This window comes from Mycobacterium sp. GA-0227b (genome assembly GCF_001499855.1).
Lineage (GTDB): Bacteria > Actinomycetota > Actinomycetes > Mycobacteriales > Mycobacteriaceae > Mycobacterium.
Map to the genome: position 1 here is coordinate 1 of NZ_LQIK01000029.1, position 18,789 is coordinate 18,789.

Below are 18,789 nucleotides of genomic sequence, written 5' to 3' on the forward strand. Positions count from 1 at the left end.
AACACGGCACAATAACCACGACCACGTGGCCTACTTTTCACCGTCGCTTCTGGCCTAGTTTTCAACCGTCGTCAACACCGACATCAGTTCGGTCGTGCACTTGGCACATTCCAAGCTGTGCAGCATCAACTGGCGGAGGTTGAGGTCGAACTCGCGGTAGCTCGATCTGCAGTCAATGAGGCTGCGGCCGCTGGTGATGACGTCTCTGCGACGCTCGCGAAACTGCTCGCCGGTCGAGCAGCATCGCGGGCGGTCGGTCGCGCACAAGAGGTGTTCGGCGGCATTGGTTTCACCTGGGAGCACGGATTGCATTTCGACCTGCGCCGAGTCATTGCGCTCGATGCGTTGTTGGGCAGCTCGAATGACCTCGAGCGGGAGATCGGTGACCAGTTGCTTCGTACCCGAAGGGTCCCCCGACTCGCAGCAGTGTGAACCCCACGATGTTGCCACGAATCAACGAGACCCTGCGAGTGCTCCGCTGGCAGCCGCGGCGAGCAGGTTGAAGGAATCAGCAGGTGTTCGAGTGGATGCGGGCCAGCAGAGACGGGTCGGGTGGTGTGGTCGCATCCGGGCGCAGCGCGCCCAACGCGACATCGATGTCGTCGCTACGGGCCAGCCCGGGAAAGTCGGTGCCGAGCGCCAGATAGACGTCGTCGCCGATGGCCGCGTTTGCCGACTCTAAGAGCTCAAGACACGGCGCGAGGAGCCACACCGTGGCCGCCGCCGCCCGGCCGGCGGGAGTGCTTCCGAACCGAATCTGGCCCGGGCACGTGAGCTGGCTGCCCGCATAGATGCGATCGTTAGCGGCGGTGGGGTGGCCAACCCCGACTCCGAATCCAAGGTTGCGCAGTTCGCTGGCCACTTGGGCGGCTTGGCCGCCTGACTGCTGCTCCCATGTTGGCCATGTCGTACCGTGGGCGTTAAGTACTCGGACCCTTATGTCGGATACCTTCGCGGGGGCAACGTCGGCCATGATGGCTGGCGAGATTTGCGTGCCCAAAAGTGACTGGTCCACCGCCGGCTCCGGTGGCGGGTTGCACCCCGGAGCCGCGTGGCTGTTGCCCAGGCGGGTGAGGGCAATCGCCCAGATGACCGCTGTGATGACGGTTACAGCCGCGGTGCGGTGCATACCGCGCAGAAGGTCGTCGTGCCGCTGAAAGGATCGGCGATTGATGATGCCGCGTGCGGTGATTCGAGACACATCTGCACTGTAGCGCCGGCGCCGGTGAGGGTCAGTGTGAAGTCGTGAAAAGGATGATGCGTGATTTCGAATTACGCAGTGATCGCCACATGTCGTGGAGGAGCCACGGGGTGGGGAATCTCGGTGAGCGTCAGTGGAATTTCGGTGAGCGCGATCGGCCAAACCGGCCTTTTTTCTACGTCGGCGCGCTTCAGCAATGGGTCTCACGAAGTACGGGGCAACCGCTGGTGTAATCATATGCCGCCGCGGGCCACCAGTTGCCCCGCGATCACGTTGCGTTGGATCTCGTTAGTGCCCTCGCCGACGATCATCAGGGGAGCGTCGCGGAAATAACGTTCAACGTCGAATTCGGTGGAGTAGCCGTAGCCGCCGTGAATGCGGACCGCATTGAGTGCGATCTCCATGGCGACTTCGGAGGCGAACAGTTTTGCCATTCCGGCTTCCATGTCGCAACGTTCGCCGGTGTCGTAGCGGTCGGCGGCATAGCGGGTGAGTTGGCGTGCCGCGGTCAGCTTGGTGGCCATGTCGGCCAAGTAGTTCCCGATCGCCTGGTGCTTCCATATCGGCTGGCCGAAGCTCTCCCGCTGCTGGGCGTAGCTTAACGCGTCCTCAAGGGCGGCCGTAGCGACGCCCAGCGCTCGCGCAGCTACCTGGATACGGCCGGTCTCGAGACCTTTCATCATTTGCGCGAACCCGCCTCCGGGCTCGCCGCCGAGGATCGCCGAGGCCGGCACACGGCAGTCCTCGAAGGAAAGCTCACACGCCTCGACGCCCTTGTAGCCCAGTTTGGGTAGATCCCGCGATACGCTCAGCCCGCTTGCACACGACTCGACGAGCACCACCGACATTCCCCAATGCCGGGGGCTGGCCTGCGGGTCGGTCTTGCACAACAGCGCGATCAGACCCGAACGGCGGGCGTTGCTGATCCACGTCTTGGTGCCTGTGATCACCAATTCGTCGCCGGCTCGGCGGGCAACGGTAATCATATTCTGCAGATCCGAGCCGCCGCCGGGCTCGGTGAGCGCCATCGTCGCGCGGAGCTCGCCGGCCGCCATCGCCGGCAGGTAGGTGCGCTTCTGTTGGTCGGTGCCAAAGTCTTCGAGGAGCTTGGCGACCACCGTGTGACCGCCCATTGCCCCGGCCAGGCTCATCCAGCCGCGCGCCAGTTCCTGGGTTATCGCGACATAGCACGCCATCGACACCGGTGAGCCGCCGTAATCCTCGCCGATGGCCAGCCCGTAGATGCCGATCTGTTTCATCTGGTCGATCCACTCTTCCGGATAGATGTTGGCGTGTTCGACGTCGCGCACGGTCGGTTTGACCTCACGGTCGATGAACGCGCGCACGGTGCTGACGAGCAGCGTCTCATCTTCGTTGAGCGTTGTGTGCACTTGGCCGCTCCAAAATCCTCATATGGGTGGCCATACCGGACCGCGGCGGCCACAACTCCATCACGAATGTCAAGTGTGAGTTTGTAGCAGTGGGCGGGTCGCCGCGCAGTGGTTGATTGAGACGTTGCGTCCACCCATCCGCTCGGCTGCAACGATTAATGCCCTTCCACAATTCGGCCCGGAACAACATCGACTTTGACTGGCCCTTAGCGGCAGCGTCGGCACCTCGACTGCGTGCGTTCTTTGCGCTCGAACTCGAGTAACGGGCCTGCCTCTGCATGCAACTGAATCGAGTACATTCCCGTGAATTGAGCTTGCCGCTTGTGCCGCAATGCACCTGTCCCTGGAGGATGTCTTTGTCCGCGCGAGGTTCTCTTGAGCAACGCGCGCGGTCGATGGCCGTGGGCAAGCCGTCGATAGCGGCGGCACTATCGCTTGTCGTTTGCTCTGCGCGTAGGTTAGCGAGGGACCTGCAGCGAGAGCCGCCACAAATCGGGCTCGGGCCGTTTCGGCGCCGAACGCGCACGGTGATGGCATTAGCTGATCAGTCCGGTTCGGCGGCGGCAGGTAGAACCGGATCCTCAGAGACTGCCACTAATTAATGTCCTTTCCGTCGACGGTTAGCACCGTCCGATCACAGGAGCCAAGACGACGCGTTGTCGCACAGTTACCGAACGCTCGATCAGTTTATGACTGCTGGACGCCGATTTCAAGAGATCGGGGTGCGGACCCACCGAAGCCATCAACCACCGCCTAGAAGCGCTGCCTGCGACGCATTCGGGTTCCGCAGATATCACCTACTGGGTGAGCTGCCCGATGAGGTTCCCCCGAGAGCGTGGAGGCATCGGCAATAGGGGTCGAGATGCCAGAGAAACGCAAGAAGTACGACCGGGAGTTCCGTGAGGGTGCTGTCCGGATCGTCGAAGAGACGGGCAAGCCGATCGCCCAGGTCGCTCGTGACCTGGGGGTGCATGAGGGCACGCTGGGCAACTGGGTGGCACGTGCGCGGGAAGCCCGCGAGGGCCGCGGTGAGCTGACCCGCGACGACGTGGACGAGTTGAAGCGCCTGCGTAGCGAGGTCGCCGAGCTGCGTATGGAGCGCGATGTCCTCAAGCGATCAGTGGTCCTGTGGGTGAATGAGGACGAAGTGAGCGTGGCACGCTTCATCGCCGACCAGAGGACCAAATACCCGGTGCCCCATACATTTACCTGTGCACTGCTGGGGATCAGCGTGTCCTGGTTCTACAAATGGCTGGCGCCTGCCTCCGGTGATCCCGACGGGGTGCACACCGGCACCGATCGGCGCCGCTGCCAGCTCGACGAGGCGGTGCGGACGGCATTCGGGAAGGCCAAGGGATTGCACGGGTCGCCGCGGTTGGTGGCCGATCTGCGGGATCTGGGGTGGACAGTGTCGGAGAAGACGGTCGCCGACTCGATGCGCCGCCAAGGCCTCATCGCGCGCAAGATCCGTCGTCGCGGCGGGCTCACACGGCAGGATAAGACCGCACCGAAGTTCCTGACCTACTCAAACGTAACTTCACCGCGTTGGCTCCGAACACCAAGTGGGTTGGGGATATGACCGAGATTCCCACCGCGTCGGGCAAGTTGTACTTGGCGACGGTGATCGATCTGTACAGCCGCCGACTGCTCGGTGCGGCGACGTCGCGGCATCCGGATGCCAAGCTGGCGTGTGCCGCTATGGAGATGGCTGTGGCCGCCCGTGGTGGCTGGGAGGCGATCTGGTGCGACGACGAGGCCCAGCGTGTCATTTTCCACACCGAGCGCGGTGCCACCTATACCGCCAAGGACTTCCGCGCGCTGTGCACCAGGCTCGGTGTACGTCAGTCGATGGGGCGGGTGGGGTCGTGCTTCGATAATGCCGCCGCAGAGGCGTTCTTCTCCTCGTTGGAGTGGGAAGTGCTGTCCCGCAACGTTTTCAGTGATACAGTACAAGCGCGGGCTGTGGTCATCGACTGGTGCTACACGTTCTACAACCATCAACGACACCACAGCGCCGCCGACGGGCTGTCACCCGTCAACTACGAGATCAGGGAAAACCAACAGAAGCCGGAAGCGGCTTAAGAAACCCTCCACGATCTCGGGGGAACCACACAGGCGAACCCGGACCAGATGGCTGGAGTCGGCGATGGCTACCACTCCGTCGTTGGTCACGGCCCTGCCGATCTTCACCGCGCCCCTGGGACGTCCCACGGCTGTGCCGTCGACGCCACCGCCTTTGCTCGGTCCTCTGGCCAAGCGACCTACCAATGAGCTACACTACTGGTCGAACGTTCGATGGGTAGAATTGGCGGACACGGATCGCCGCAACAACCACCCAGTCGTGATTAAGGGGGTAGCTGTGGGCTTCAGCAATGCTGCAGAGGTCACTAAGTACATCGGAGGGATCTTCGATGACGCCTTCGCGGATCCGGAGATCGGTCCTAGGCTCGCTGAGGTGGGGTCGGTTGTCGCATTCGACTTCAGCGACCCCGATGCGTTCGTCCTTGTAGACCTGGCGAGCAAGTCGGTGCAAGACCATCTGGCGGATGGGCAAACGCCGGCTGCCACCCTGTCGATGACGGCAGACACCGGTAACGCGTACTGGCAGGGAAAGGTAAATCTGCCTTTGGCCATGGCCAAGAAGAAGATTCAGGTTGAAGGTAACGTCGCAAGCCTGCTGAAGTTGGCACCGCTGAGCAAGAAACTCACTGCTCATTACATCGAACGGCTGAAGAACGACGGTCGCGACGACCTGATCGTCTGATCGCGATGTTTTCCGGTACCCACGTACAGTCAAGACCCGACAAGCCGGCCGTCATCATGGCCGGCTCGGGGAGGACGACCACTTACTGCGAACTCGAGACCCGGTCAGGACAACTAGCCTGGGCGCTTCACCGCCTCGGACTGCGCAAAGGCGATGTGGTGGCGCTGCTCTCGGACAACTCGCCTGAAGCGTTTGAGGTTTACTGGGCTGCAGTACGGTCCGGCCTGTACATCACTGCCCTCAACTGGCATCTAGCCGCCGACGAAGTCGCCTACATCCTGGTGGACAGTGGCGCAACGGCCGTCATTGCGTCGGCGGGTGTGCGGCCACTGGCTGAGCAGGTCGCGGCATCGGTTCCATCGGTGGCGCACTGGTACGCGTTCGGCGGTGAGATCGACGGCTTCGGTAACTACGGCGAACTGCTCGAGTCTGCCGGGGCATCACGGCTGGCCGATCGACCCCGCGGAACGGACATGCTCTACTCATCGGGTACCACCGGCCGACCCAAGGGCGTCAAACCTCGGCTGCCGAAGGGGCAGGTCGATGAAGAGGCCGATCCGATCTCACTCCTCTTGCAACACGCGTTTGGAATGGGCGCCGAAGATGTCTATCTGTCTCCGGCTCCGATTTATCATGCCGCCCCGTTGAAATGGTCTGCCGCTGTCCAGGCGATTGGCGGAACGGTGGTGATGCTGGACAGATTCGACGCCGAGGCAACGCTGGCGGCCATCGAGAACTTCGGTGTCACGAGCACGCAGATGGTGCCGACCATGTACATCCGGATGTTGCAGCTGCCCGACAGTGTGCGCGCGAAGTACGACGTGTCTTCACTTCGCATAGCCGTGCATGGAGCGGCGCCGTGCCCACCAGACGTGAAAGACGCGATGATCGCTTGGTGGGGGCCGATACTCGTGGAGTACTACGGTGCCACCGAAGGACACGGCAGTACCGTCATCACAACCGAGGACTGGCGCGAGAAGCGCGGGTCGGTCGGCAAGGCGGTACTAGGTGACGTGCACATCTGTGACGACTCCGGGGCTGAGCTGCCTGCCGGCGCGGTAGGCACGATCTATTTCGAGCGCGACGAAGCGCCCTTCGAATACCACAACGATGCCGAGAAGACCGCTGAGTCCCGTCATCCTGAGCACCCGAACTGGACAACCGTCGGCGACGTTGGCTATTGCGACGACGAGGGGTATTTGTTCCTCACCGACCGCAAGGGATTCATGATCATTTCCGGGGGAGTAAACATCTACCCACAGGAGGTGGAGAATGTCTTGGCGATGCACCCGAGCATCCTCGACGTCGCCGTGATCGGTGCACCGGACACCGAGATGGGCCAGCAGGTTAAGGCGGTCGTGCAACTTCGCGACGGCGTTGCGCCGTCCGACGAGCTAGCCGATCACATCATCGGCTACGCGCGGGAACGTATTGCCCACTTTAAGGCTCCCCGGTCGGTTGACTTCGTCGAGTGCCTGCCGAGGTTGGCGACCGGAAAACTCGCCAAGAGAGCTTTGGTGGATCGCTATTTGGAGGTAAACCGATGACCGTTTCCGCCCCGCACTCGGCTCGTCCCTACGATCCGATATGTATTTCTCCGCTTGACTTTTGGGCGCGCACTGCCGAGGAGCGCGAAGCCTACTTCAAGCTTCTGCGCGATGAGCGACCGGTCAGCTGGCACCCACCGCTCGAAGGCGCCATGATCCCACCAGAGATTGACGGCTTATGGGCGGTAACCCGACATGAGGACATCAGCTATGTAAGCAAGCACCCGGAGATCTTCTGTTCGAGCAGGGGTGTCATGATGGAATCGACACCCGACGAATTCCTCTACGCGGCTACGTCTTTCCTTTCGCTCGACCCACCACAGCATGGGCATGTTCGGCGGCTGATCAGTTCGGTGTTCACTCCCCGCCAGATCGCAAAGATTGGTGACCAGATCAACAATCAGGCCGTCCAGATCGTCGACGACTTGCTCGCGACCAACGGCGGAGACTTCGTCCAGCAGGTGTCCAAGCGCCTTCCGATGTGGACGATCTACGAGATGATCGGCCTTCCGCTGGAAAAACGCGACGAAGCCGCCCACCATGCCGATGGGAGCGTGACGTGGGCCGACCCAGACGTGGCGGCCGGCCGGGAACCAGTACAGGTCGTCAACGATGCCCTGGTGGCACTGCTCGCGATGGGTCTCGAACTCGCCGAGGAACGTCGCGTCAAGCCGACCGATGACCTGATGTCGCTGTTGGTGGCGGCAGAAATCGACGGCCACAAGCTCACCGACGACGACCTCGGCGCCTTCTTCGTGTTGCTGTCAATCGCCGGCAACGACACTACGCGTAACACAACAACGCTGGCCGCAATGGCCCTACAGGACTGCCCAGACCAACGGGCGCTGCTGGAGAACGACTTTGACCGTCATATCAAGACGGCGGTTGAGGAATTCATACGCTGGGCGTCACCCGTGATGACGTTCCGCCGCACCGCCACCCGCGACACCGTCCTTCGTGATCAGCAGATCAAAGAAGGCGATTGGGTGGTGCTGATCTACCCGTCGGGTAACCGTGACGAACGGGTTTTCAGCAATCCCGGTACCTTCGACATCCGCCGTAACCCCAACCCGCACGTCGCATTCGGGGGTGGCGGCCCGCACTACTGCCTGGGAGCATTCCTGGCGAAGATGCAGCTCGAGGCGCTCTTTCGGCAGCTGATCTTGCGTGCTCCCAATCTACGTCTGGGCCAGCCCAGCCTTTTGACGGGCAATTTCGTCTACGCCGTCAAGTCGCTGCCCTACACCCTCGACTAGGAAGGACGAGACATGTTCGCGGGAAAGCGCTACGTCGTCACCGGCGCGGCATCCGGAATTGGCCACGCAACTGTCTCAAAGCTGCTCGCAGTCGGTGCCGATGTCTACTCCCTGGATCGCAACGAACCGACAGCAGCGGTCACCGGCCACATCGCTGTCGACCTTGCAGATCCGCGAAGCATCGACTCGGCCCTCGAACAGTTGCAAGGTGAGTTCGACGGTCTCATGAACGTCGCGGGCATTCCGGGCACGGCACCGTCGGCACAAGTACTCGCGGTCAACTGCCTTGCCGTGCGCCACCTCACCGAAGCGTTTTTCGGCCTGCTACGACCCGGCGGCACAGTGACAATCGTCTCTTCGACAGCCGGCGTCGGCTGGCCGCAGCGTCTCGCGGCTATCCGCGACCTCCTCTCCACCGACACCTTCGACGACGGCGCCGCCTGGTTTGAGGCCCACCCTCAGTGCGGCAACGCCTACAACTTCTCCAAGGAAGTCAGCACTACCTACGTACTGTCGATGGGCCTGGCCTTGGCGCAAATGGGCTTCCGCATCAACGCGGTAGCTCCGGGGCCAGTGGAGACGCCGATCCTCGCCGACTTCGAGAACTCTATGGGCAAGGAAGTTCTGGACGGAGTCAAGGGCCTCCTCGGGCGACATGCCACACCAGATGAGATAGCCGACGTTGTCGTCTTCCTGGCCTCGGATGCCGCTCGGTGGATCAACGGCCAGGTGATCAACGTCGACGGCGGGATCACCGGCGCTGTCCTCAGTGGAGTAGTCCCGGCACCAGAAATCTAGCCGGACGTAACGATGACCCGACGCGTCTACCTGGACGGCTGCTTCCCACACCGACGAGCTCATGACGACCTTCGCGAAGATCCGGCAGGCGGGCGCACACTTGCAGCCGCGTGGGCGATCAGCGCGACCGAACGCAGGTCATCGCCGGTGGCGGCTGGGACGTCACATCCCTGCGAATCGAAGCGACTATCATCGTCGACCAGTCACCCGGCCCGGTTCCGCCAATCGCTTCCATCGAATCCATCACTGCTGCAGTTTATTTCACAACTGTGCGGCCAAAACCCTTGGCGCTATCTGCATTCTCGCGATGCCCAGCGGACGCGACAGCAGGTCAATCGCATGCCCGGAGCTGCGGTGATCAATCACGTTGCCTCGCACTTCCCGCGCCATCATTGTCATTCGGCGGGGCCGGGCCTAGCGGAATGCATGCCTATCACCGCCGCTGGGGATTTGAGACCTTCACCTACCGCCGCTGGAGGTTGTCGGAGTCGCCATGGCCCGATCCGGGAGTCATCTATTCGCCTTACGCTGGTCGAACAACAAGGATGTTGCGGAGGTTTTTATGATCCGTCTGCGGGTGGACCCCACTGTGTGTCAAGGCATCGGACTGTGCGAAATACTCGCTCCAAGCCTCTATGAGGTGGGTGACGACGGTCAAGCACACTTGCTGAAGGACGCGGCGTTGGCCAGCGAGTTGCCCGACGCTGGCGAAGCCATTTCCCAGTGCCCGACCGGCGCCCTATCCCTGGAGCGGGACGACAACTGACGGAATGGACACCTCGGTGGTACGGGCGCCCAAGGCCGGCGTCGGTTCGGTACCGAATCACTGGGAAGGCAACGAATCTTAGTTTACCACGACGTTCTCGTAGCGGTCTCGCAGAATGGTTTCGGCTTGCTCCACCGTCCGCACGATGACCTCGCGTGCGGACGGTGAATCGGTGAGAGTACCGCCCACCTGGCCGATCGACACGATGCCAGACTCGAGGTCGCCGCCGAGCAAGCCTCGTTGTGATGCGCCGAGCACCTGTGCTCGTTTGAGCAGCAAACTGAACGACGGCCCGCCGGCCAGACTAGCGGCGGCCATCTTGGCCATATCGCGTGGTTTCAGGCCACGTTCCCGATGAACCGCCAGGGCAGCCCGCACTCCGGCCAAGACGCCGCGTGCAGTGAAACGACGCGCGCCTTCAGCGCGTATGACACGCGCCCCCCAGCCGTCTATTTGATCGCTATAAAGCGTATCCGAGTGTCCCATCGAGCGAACCGCTTCTTTCGTCCTGGGGTGCAGTGGACTTTCTCTGGTCACCGCAAAACGGCTTCCCATAGAAACGCCCTCCGCACCGAGTACCAGAGCTGCGGCAAGGCCCGCGCCGTCACCGAATCCGCCTGCACCTACCACAGGGATGGATACACTTGCTGCCACGGCGGGCAACAGCACCAGCGAGGACACATCGCCGGCATGCCCACCCCCTTCGTGCCCGGTCACAATCAAACCGTCGGCGCCCTTGCGTTCGGCGCTGAGCACATGTTTCACCGACGTGACCGTCGCCAGCACCACCGCCCCAGCATCGCGAATCTGTTGGGCGACTTCGGCGGAAAAGCCCATTGACACATTCACTGCCGAGATCTGGTGCTTGAGCAGGACCGCCAGATTCGCCGGCGCAGTGGCGAATTGCAACGTCACGTTCGCTCCGAATGGCCGATCGGTGCGCCTCCGGATCGCTAGCACCGAGCGCTCGACTTCTGCTGGCGTGAGGGGAGCGGTCGCCAGCAGACCGAAACCTCCAGCGTCCGAGACAGCGGCAACCAACCCCGGGTCAGCCACAAAACCCATCGCCGCAGAAAGGATGGGGTGCTCTATTCCGAGCAGGTCGGTCAAGCCCGTCCTCATGGGATCGCTCCTCACGCGTCCGAGGTGCCGGTCGATGAATCGAAGAGCCTCCGCGCACTTATCGAACGTACGCTTGATAGTATGGTGTCGCAGCGCCGCTGTCTACGACCCGGGCGGCCACCGGCATAGCCCGCGAGGCAACTGCCGACGAATAACCGAGAAACGGCCGAGGATGGTTGCGCACATGGGGTTTCGATTGACCGACAATGAGGCGTGGGACATGATCGCCGCCGCACGCAGTGGAGTGCTGACCACGCTGCGCCGTGACGGTAGACCCGTACCGCTGCCCGTGTGGCACGTCACCGACCATGAGGCGATATACGTGCAGACCCCGTCGCGGTCTAAGAAGCTGCGCCGCATCGCGCACGACCCGCGCGGCTCATTTCTGGTGGAGGAGGGGGCGGCTTGGGCGGAATTGCGGGCCGTCGTGCTGCCAGTACAATGCCGCACCCTCACCGACGTGGCGCAGAGCGCCGAACGGCTGGCCGCCATCGCCGAGAAGTACGCCGATCACACCATTTCCGCCGAGCTTCTCCCACCTCCGGTCGCTGCCAACTACGCCGACATGGTCGTCGTCGAACTCGTCCCCGATGGGCCGCCGTTGAGCTGGAACAACGCGGCACTCCTGGGCAAGTAGTTAACGCCGGACTGTCCTGGCGCTACGGACCGCCCTGGGGGCCGACGGGCCGATCCGCTTGCCGGTGGTGAGTCTCCACGCCTTGTCGACTCTTTAGGAAATGGTGTAGCTTCGGCTGCGGCCCACTACTTAACGAGCGTTCGGTTAGTAAAGGAGATTTGGTTCCCGTGGCAGATGTCGCCATTGTCAGTGCACGCCGCAGCGCGGTCGGACGCCGTGGTGGATCGTTGGCGAAGGTGCATCCGACCACCTTGCTCGGCGCCGTAACGCTCGCGGCCCTCGACGAAGCTTGCGTCAATCCCGCCTCAGTTGGCCAAGTCATCGGCGGTTGTATCGATCAGGTCGGGGCCCAAGCGGCCAACGTCACCCGGATGGCGTGGTTGGCGGTCGGCGGCCCCATTCACACGCCGGCGAGCACGGTGCACAGTGCGTGCGGATCGTCGCAGCAGGCCTTCAATCTTGCCGCCTCGCTCGTCGCTGCCGGAACTGAAGACGTTGTCGTGGCATGCGGTGTCGAGCTGATGAGTCTCATCCCTCTCGGGTCCGCGATACTCGATGGAGAGGCTGCCGGACATGGACTTCCACAGTCGGGAGGATATGATGAGCGTTACGGCCAATTGGATCAGTTCGCCGCCGTTGAGGCGTTGGCAGACAAGTACGGCGTGAGGCGCGAGCAAGCCGATGAGTACGGTCTGGAATCCCAAAGACGGGCGCTCATCGCAATTGAGGAGCGCCGCTTCGGCCACCAGATTGTTCCCATCACGGTCGGTTCGTCGACCACGGCGGTGTTCGACACTGACGAGGTACCCCGGAATACCGACATCGCCACCTTGTCGGCCCTCAACCCGGTGGTCAACGGTGGCATTCACACCGCGGGCACAAGCTCGAAGATCGCCGATGCGGCAGCAGCGGTTGTCCTGATGAACGCCGAACGTGCTACCGCGGAAGGGTTGACGCCCCTGGCGCGAGTGCACTCGACGAGCTTCGTGGGATGCGATCCGCAGATCATGCTGGAAGGCCCGATCCCTGTCACTGCAGACCTACTCAAGAAGGGCGGTATGACGATCGATGACATCGACATCTTCGAGGTAAACGAAGCCTTCGCCGCGGTGGTACTGGGTTGGCAAAAAGTGACCGGCGCGGACCCGGCGCGCACAAACCCAAATGGCGGTGCGATTGCGCTCGGACATGCGCTCGGTTCCACCGGCTGCGTGCTAATCACCAAGGCCGCCCACGAGATGTCGCGAACGGGCAGCGAAACCGCGCTCGTCACGATGTGCTGCGGCGGAGGCCTCGGCACCGGCACACTGTTGACGGCATGACTGCATCGACTGAGCGTTCGCACGGCGATGTGATCGTCGAGCGCACCGACGACCACCTCCTTCTGGTACGGCTCAACCGGCCCAGGCTGCGCAACGCGATTGGTGGCACGATCCCGATAGCGATTCACCGGGCACTCGACGACGCCCAGCATGACGACGACATCCATGCTGTGGTGCTGGGCGCAACGGGTGATCACTTCTGCGCCGGCGCCGACCTCACCGGCGTGGATGCCCACGGGTCCCACGACATCAATGAACTCGTGCATGCCGGCGTGCTTGGGGGCGATCATGGGCTTGGGGACTCCTCACCGAACGAGCGGCGTCTGGACCCGCTTGGACCAAGTCGGCTTGCTGTGCGGTTCCTGACCCTCGACAAGCCAATCGTCGCCGCGCTTCACGGCGCCGTCGTCGGTGGCGGGCTTTCCCTTGCGCTACTAGCCGATGTGCGCGTCGCAGCAGAGGACTCCCGGTTCAGCGCGGGGTACATCGATGCGGGTTTAGGGCCAGAGCTTGGCCTTAGCTGGCTGCTTCCACGCATCGCCGGACATGGCGCCGCAGTGGACCTTCTTATCGGGGGATCCACCATTGGCGCCGCCGAGGCACACCGTCTTCGGATCGCCGACCGACTAGTGGGGCCGGGCCAAGCCTGGGACGCAGCCGTTGAACTCGCGCGCAAATATGCGGCACAGCCCAGCTTGGCCGCTCAGCTCACAAAGCGGGCTCTACGATCCGCCTGGACAACTTCGGTCGAAACGCACATGGTCAACGAATGGACCAGCCAGAGGTTCCTGTTCACAACGGATGAGTTTCTCGGCCGCCTCACCGCATTCCAAGAACGCCATCGAGCTGGGCGTCAGCAGAGCGGCTAGCGCTGCCAGGCCGGCGTCGTCCACCGTGACAACGAAGTGGCCTACCGAAACGAATGGTCGTACGTTCGATAGACTGGCTGCCGTGGTCCACCGTCAACGGCTTGCTCGTTACAAGGTTCCGAAAGGCATCACCATCGCCGTCCACGTGAGCTCAATCCTGCGGGAAGCCGGACCAGCGCGTCGACGAACAATGACAAATGAAAGACTTTCGAAAGGCACAATGACGTCATGACACGAGACGGTCAGCCACGATCGAAAGCGGCGGCGTCCAAAGCGCCGACGCGCCCACGCCGCGGCACCAATGGCGAGGTCACCGGTCGTCGCAAACAGGCAGCGAAGCCAGAACCCATCGGCGGTTCGCGGACAGGCGCGCATGGCGCAAAGGCCAGCCCAGCCGGGCTTGCCACGTTGCGCGAGGTGGCCCGTCGTGAATTCGCTGCGCGAGGCTACCACGCCGTATCCATTCGTGATATGGCGAAAGAAGCCGGACTTAGCCTATCGGTGATTTATCACTATTACGCCACCAAGCAAGAGCTGCTCTTCGATGTCCTCAACGAAGGGATAGACAGTTTCCATGGCGTACTGGCCCGGCATGCATGGCCGGATGCCTCCTCAGATCCGGTCGAGCGGTTCCTCATTCTGGTGGCAAGCATGGTTGAGTATCGAGCGAAGCTACCCATCGATAGCATGTTGTTCATTCGAGAGGTGCGAAACCTAGACCCCGAGTACGCCCAGCGAATCGCCGCCCGGCGTTCGGCAAGCCAGAAGTTCTTCGACCAGGTCATCGGCGAGGGTATTGATGCCGGCGTGTTCAAGACCCCGTACCCCGACGATGCTCGTCGCGCCATCATCGCCATGCTGAACGTGATCCCCGACTGGTACCGGCCGTCGGGGAAGTTAAAAATAGACGCGCTCACCGCCAGGTACTCCCGCCTTGCGCTGAGCATCGTGGAATACGACGGCGACCTGGATGCGCTGCCGAAATAGCCGACCTGGATGGATCGCTGTGCTGCTTGTGCGGCCGCGCGCGATTCGGCGACCGGACCAATGCCGATGGCGCCAATCCTGGTCGACATTGCAGCACGCGCCTGCATCAGGCAGAGAACCTGTGTCGCTCGACCCCGATCCGGTCCGTCATGAGCAACGTGTTGCAGCACTGCGGCTCGCCTAGCTGCAATCAGATGTGTTGCAATTCGACATCATCCGCGCCCAACACGCTTTCGACAAGCGCTCTAGCTAGTCAAAACACCGCTGGCCGCGCCCGCGCCGTTCCCTGGCCCTCATAGAGCCAACGTCTAGCTAGGCCACGGCGCTGAGCTTGGACGGCACGTGGAGAGGGTCCTGGAGTCCCGTGCAGAAATGTCCACCATGTGCGAGCGCAGCGTACGACTAGACGACGTCAATGATCGGAAGCAAAAATCGGTGCATGCCGCTTGCATTTGTCTTCGGAATCTGATTCGATAGTTAATCGAACGTTCGCTCAGTGCGACGACTGCCGAGGCGCCCACGTCGTAGGTGCCGAATTGGTCAGTGGGCCAGCCACATCGCGCACGGTGCTGTGGTGGCGCCAAGTCGAACTGCGACTGATCGGAGATACCGTGGCGGCAGAGGATCCTGACCGGATGATGGAGATGGCAGGTGGACATGCGCAGCTACCCGAGCACGTCTGTCAACCTAATGGAGCTAGGCGGTCGGAATAGGTTGGCGTAACGGCGATGATGCTTACGGGATCGGTGATCACACACCTGCTGCATCACCAGTCCGTGTCGGGCTTCTTGCGAATAATCCGCTAGGTGAAGGGGTTTGGAATGTCGATGTGGGCTGAACTGAGATACGCCCGCGCCGCGGTGGTGCAACATGGTTGACGCTGTAAGCATCGACGGCCCGCCAGGTGTCGACGAAAGAGCACACGACAGTGGCGATTTCGACGCCTTGAGTGACGATCAGATGCGTTCGACATTTGCCGAGTGGTTGACGGCAAATAGCAGCCAGCTCAGCGAATTTCGGGAACACCTGGACAGCGTTGCCGACCAGGTGGCTCGTCTACGGCGATTCCAGAAAGCCCTCTACGACGCCGGCTGGATGCGCAGGGGTTGGCAGCTCGAGTTCGGTGGCCTCGGGGGATCTGCTTTGCAGCGCGGAATGTTCGCCGAAGTCCTCACCGCCGCAGGGTTTCCGTTGCCCTTCTCCTTCTCGATGATTGAAGTGCTGGCACCGGCGGTGCTTCACTTCGCGGACCCTGCGTTGAACCGTCGCTACTTTCCGCGCGTGTTGAGCGGCGAAGACACCTGGTGCCAAGGGTTTTCCGAACCAGAGTCCGGTAGCGACCTGGCTTCACTACGCACTGCGGCGATTCCCGCCGGCGACGGGTTTACTATCACGGGGCAGAAGATCTGGACCAGCTTTGCTCAGTTCGCCGATCGCTGTGTACTCCTTGCACGTACCGGGGACAGAGAGTCGGGTCACCGCGGTATAACGGCGTTCTTTCTGGATATGGATACACCGGGTATCGATGTACGGCCGATTCGATCCGCGACCGGTGACGAAGACTACTGCGAAATGTTCCTCGACGGTGTTCATGTTCCCGGGGAACGTGTGATCGGTCGCGTCAACGGCGGTTGGCAGGTTGCAATGTTCGTGCTCGGATGCGAGCGCGGCGTTATGGGCTGGCAACGCGCCACCTGGCTGCTGTACCGGTTCGCCGACCTTCTTCGCGAGGCCGAGGAAGTCCTGGACGACAACGCCGCCGGACGGGTGTATGCGTCCTTGTACGCAAACCGGTTACGCGCTCGAGAAACTCTCCAACGCCTCGCCAGCGGCGCGATACCGGGTTCGGAGAGCTCAATCGACAAATTGCTGATGGCGTCGTCCGAACAGGCGCTATTTGATCTAGCGCTGAGCGCACTTCGGCCGCAGATAGTGCTTGGCAGCGACGTCAGTGCCCAGCGTTGGCGAGCAGACTGCATGTATGCAAGGGCAGCGACCATCTACGGCGGCACCTCGGAAATTCAGAAGAACGTCGTCGCTGAGCGGCTGCTGGGTTTGCCGCGCGCAGGCAGGCCAGGCAAGGGGAAGTCAAGTGGATAATTCTGAATGGAGTCTGCTTGACGAAGGGCTCGGCAGGCTCCTCGACGTCAGCGCTCCCGAGGATGTTGGCACCCGGCTGGACGAGTTCGGCTGGTTCGCGCTGTACGAGGAAGACCGCGGAGCCGCCGTCCGATTGCTGTTTCGACGGCACGGGATACAACAGCGCAGCATGCCGATACTGGCGCTTGTCATGGCTCTCGCGCTCGGGGAATCGCTGTGGCGGCGACTAGATGGCAGTCGCGAGACCGCCGTGGTCCTGCCGGCGTTGGGCGAAGCTACGCCCCCGGGTACTAGGCGCGCTGAATCGCCGACGTCGATTGATGTCGATGGCATGATCCAGCACTCCAACGCACAACAGTTCCTCGTAGCGGTCCAGATCAACGGCTGCTATCAAGTCGGCGAGTGGATACCGCACGCTGATCCGCTCATCTTCGCCGACGGTCTGGATCCAGACCTTGGATTGCATAAGGTTGTCGGCGGCGGCGAGTTTCATCCGTTGGCCGCCGAAGATGCCGCTGAATCGGGACGCTGGGAGGAAGCCGTCGCGCTTGCCCGGGTTGGGCTTGCGAGTGAGTTGACGGCGATTGGTGAGCGTGTGTTGGACCGGGCCGTCGAGTACGCACGCACACGGCAGCAGTTTGGCAGCGCGGTCGGCTCCTTTCAATCGATTGCCCACCAATTAGCTGAAGCCAAAGTCGAACTGGAAGCGGCTCGGGCAGCAGTCGACGAGGCGGTCGCTGATCAGAGCGTCAGGACCGCTGCGTTAGCCAAGCTGCTGGCTGGCCGAGCGGCGATCCGTTCAACAGCAAGAGCACAGCAAGTTTTTGGCGGTATCGGCTTCACGTGGGAACATGGTCTGCACTTTGATGTCCGACGGGTCGTCGTCTTGGACTCCCTTCTGGGAACAACAGCGCATCTGGAACGCGAGGTCGGATTCGCCATACGCAATGCACCATCGGTATTTGACCTGGGTGGTGCTGTCGGCGCCGAAGCGCGGTGACCGCGGATGCGGCGAGGACCGCCGAGCCAACTATCTTGGTCGAACCCCGCGACGCGGCACTGCGGATCACACTGAACCGCCCGGACGTGTTGAACTCCGTGGACGCCGCGATGTTCACCACCATCACCACAGCGCTGGTCGACGCGGCCCGGGACAGTGACGTTCGCGTCGTCGTGGTGACCGGCGCGGGGCGCGCGTTCTGTTCTGGCGCCGACATCGGCGCAGGGTCCGACCCGGGAGGGGGCGAGGACATACTCAACGCAGCTAATCGCACGATCCTGGCCATCCGAGCGCTCGAGAAGCCGGTCCTCGCTGCGGTCAACGGTCTGGCTGCCGGTGTCGGCGTGTCTCTGGCCGCCGCCTGCGATCTGGCCATCGCCGCGCCGAACGCCTACTTTCTGTTGGCCTTCTCCAACATCGGACTTATGCCCGACGGGGGAGCGACAGCTCTTATTCCCGCGGCCATCGGACGTTCCCGCGCGCTGCGCATGGCGTTGCTGGCCGAACGGGTCAGTGCTGCAGACGCTGCCCAGTGGGGCCTGATCAGCCACATCGCCGAAGGCGAGAGGTTCGGCGAGAACGTCGACGCGCTGGTCGCGCGGTTGGCCGCAGGGCCGCCGCTTGCCTACGCGGAGACCAAGCGGGCCATTAACGCTGCGACGGTCGACCATCTCGCTGCAGCGATCGATCGCGAGTCGATGGGACAGGACCGACTGGTGCGCAGTAGTGACTTCCGCGAAGGCATCTCAGCGTTTCAGAGCAAGCGGCGACCGTCGTTCGGCGGCGCGTGAAAGCGCCGCGCGGATGGCGTAATGATTGCCTCGCGTTGCTGTGGCACGATGCTCGACTCACGGCGGTATGGCCAGGGCGCCCACGCCGAACCGTTGCACAGGCAGCTCACCTGTTTTCAAGGTGCGCTATCTGGCGTGGTCACCCGCGTGCAACAGCGATCCGAGCCGGGAAATGCACCGCAGTGGGCGACCTGCGCTTCGACGGGCTGATCACTCGGAAATACAGTCCCAACGATCA

The 18,789-nt window shown here is 62.4% G+C and carries 16 protein-coding genes and 2 pseudogenes; 15 read left to right on the top strand and 3 right to left on the bottom strand.

The genetic code is table 11. The annotated features are described in order from the left end of the window. Positions 1 to 117: 117 nt before the first annotated feature. Complete coding sequence (locus tag AU185_RS25810) at positions 118 to 432, top strand: acyl-CoA dehydrogenase family protein (protein WP_082683920.1); 315 nt, start codon at positions 118 to 120, stop codon at positions 430 to 432. A gap of 76 nt (positions 433 to 508) precedes the next feature. Here the strand turns inward: AU185_RS25810 and cei are convergent, their stop codons facing one another. After that, the gene (gene cei, locus AU185_RS15865) at positions 509 to 1,201 is read right to left on the bottom strand and encodes an envelope integrity protein Cei (RefSeq protein ID WP_059101118.1); all 693 of its coding nucleotides are present in this window, start codon (positions 1,199 to 1,201) and stop codon (positions 509 to 511) included. Between the two features lie 233 nt (positions 1,202 to 1,434). Beyond that, positions 1,435 to 2,592, bottom strand: a complete 1,158-nt coding sequence (locus tag AU185_RS15870) for an acyl-CoA dehydrogenase family protein (RefSeq protein WP_059101117.1) — start codon at positions 2,590 to 2,592, stop codon at positions 1,435 to 1,437. A gap of 862 nt (positions 2,593 to 3,454) precedes the next feature. On the opposite strand from AU185_RS15870, the pseudogene AU185_RS25815 reads away from it, so the two are divergent. The 7 genes and pseudogenes from AU185_RS25815 to AU185_RS15905 form a co-directional block, all read left to right on the top strand. Continuing rightward, positions 3,455 to 3,676: pseudogene (locus tag AU185_RS25815) on the top strand (transposase); the annotation flags it as partial. A 63-nt stretch (positions 3,677 to 3,739) separates the two neighbouring features. Then, a pseudogene (locus AU185_RS25820) lies at positions 3,740 to 4,674 on the top strand (IS3 family transposase). A gap of 277 nt (positions 4,675 to 4,951) precedes the next feature. Beyond that, positions 4,952 to 5,356: an SCP2 sterol-binding domain-containing protein gene (locus AU185_RS15885; protein WP_059101116.1), complete on the top strand. Its 405-nt coding sequence runs from the start codon at positions 4,952 to 4,954 to the stop codon at positions 5,354 to 5,356. Positions 5,357 to 5,361: 5 nt separating this feature from the next. Next, positions 5,362 to 6,903, top strand: coding sequence for an acyl-CoA synthetase (locus AU185_RS15890; RefSeq protein ID WP_059101115.1), 1,542 nt, complete (start codon positions 5,362 to 5,364; stop codon positions 6,901 to 6,903). Further along, entirely contained in the window at positions 6,900 to 8,159 is a 1,260-nt protein-coding gene (locus AU185_RS15895; RefSeq protein ID WP_059101114.1) for a cytochrome P450, read from the top strand. Before AU185_RS15890 ends, AU185_RS15895 begins: the two co-directional genes overlap by 4 nt. Before the next feature lie 12 nt (positions 8,160 to 8,171). Continuing rightward, positions 8,172 to 8,957 carry a coniferyl-alcohol dehydrogenase gene (locus AU185_RS15900; protein ID WP_059101113.1) on the top strand — a complete coding sequence of 262 codons (786 nt, stop codon included), beginning with the start codon at positions 8,172 to 8,174 and terminating at the stop codon, positions 8,955 to 8,957. A 562-nt stretch (positions 8,958 to 9,519) separates the two neighbouring features. Then, complete coding sequence (locus AU185_RS15905) at positions 9,520 to 9,723, top strand: ferredoxin (RefSeq protein WP_353612195.1); 204 nt, start codon at positions 9,520 to 9,522, stop codon at positions 9,721 to 9,723. 78 nt (positions 9,724 to 9,801) lie between these two features. On the opposite strand, the gene AU185_RS15910 is transcribed toward AU185_RS15905, so the two are convergent. Then, positions 9,802 to 10,833: an NAD(P)H-dependent flavin oxidoreductase gene (locus AU185_RS15910; RefSeq protein WP_172800242.1), complete on the bottom strand. Its 1,032-nt coding sequence runs from the start codon at positions 10,831 to 10,833 to the stop codon at positions 9,802 to 9,804. Between the two features lie 196 nt (positions 10,834 to 11,029). On the opposite strand from AU185_RS15910, the gene AU185_RS24765 reads away from it, so the two are divergent. The 7 genes from AU185_RS24765 (at position 11,030) to AU185_RS15945 (ending at position 18,551) form a co-directional block, all read left to right on the top strand. Continuing rightward, positions 11,030 to 11,482 carry a pyridoxamine 5'-phosphate oxidase family protein gene (locus AU185_RS24765; protein WP_172800243.1) on the top strand — a complete coding sequence of 151 codons (453 nt, stop codon included), beginning with the start codon at positions 11,030 to 11,032 and terminating at the stop codon, positions 11,480 to 11,482. 167 nt (positions 11,483 to 11,649) lie between these two features. Then, entirely contained in the window at positions 11,650 to 12,804 is a 1,155-nt protein-coding gene (locus AU185_RS15920) for a thiolase family protein (RefSeq protein WP_059101111.1), read from the top strand. Further along, on the top strand, positions 12,801 to 13,673 hold the full coding sequence (locus AU185_RS15925) for an enoyl-CoA hydratase/isomerase family protein (RefSeq protein ID WP_082683923.1): 873 nt from the start codon (positions 12,801 to 12,803) through the stop codon (positions 13,671 to 13,673). The genes AU185_RS15920 and AU185_RS15925 overlap by 4 nt, the downstream gene beginning before the upstream one ends. A 228-nt stretch (positions 13,674 to 13,901) precedes the next feature. After that, complete coding sequence (locus tag AU185_RS15930) at positions 13,902 to 14,660, top strand: TetR/AcrR family transcriptional regulator (RefSeq protein WP_082683924.1); 759 nt, start codon at positions 13,902 to 13,904, stop codon at positions 14,658 to 14,660. Between the two features lie 870 nt (positions 14,661 to 15,530). Next, complete coding sequence (locus tag AU185_RS15935; RefSeq protein ID WP_231740395.1) at positions 15,531 to 16,760, top strand: acyl-CoA dehydrogenase family protein; 1,230 nt, start codon at positions 15,531 to 15,533, stop codon at positions 16,758 to 16,760. After that, on the top strand, positions 16,753 to 17,760 hold the full coding sequence (locus tag AU185_RS15940; RefSeq protein ID WP_059101108.1) for an acyl-CoA dehydrogenase family protein: 1,008 nt from the start codon (positions 16,753 to 16,755) through the stop codon (positions 17,758 to 17,760). The genes AU185_RS15935 and AU185_RS15940 overlap by 8 nt, the downstream gene beginning before the upstream one ends. A gap of 35 nt (positions 17,761 to 17,795) precedes the next feature. Continuing rightward, the gene (locus AU185_RS15945) at positions 17,796 to 18,551 is read left to right on the top strand and encodes an enoyl-CoA hydratase-related protein (RefSeq protein WP_231740394.1); all 756 of its coding nucleotides are present in this window, start codon (positions 17,796 to 17,798) and stop codon (positions 18,549 to 18,551) included. Positions 18,552 to 18,789: the final 238 nt, after the last annotated feature.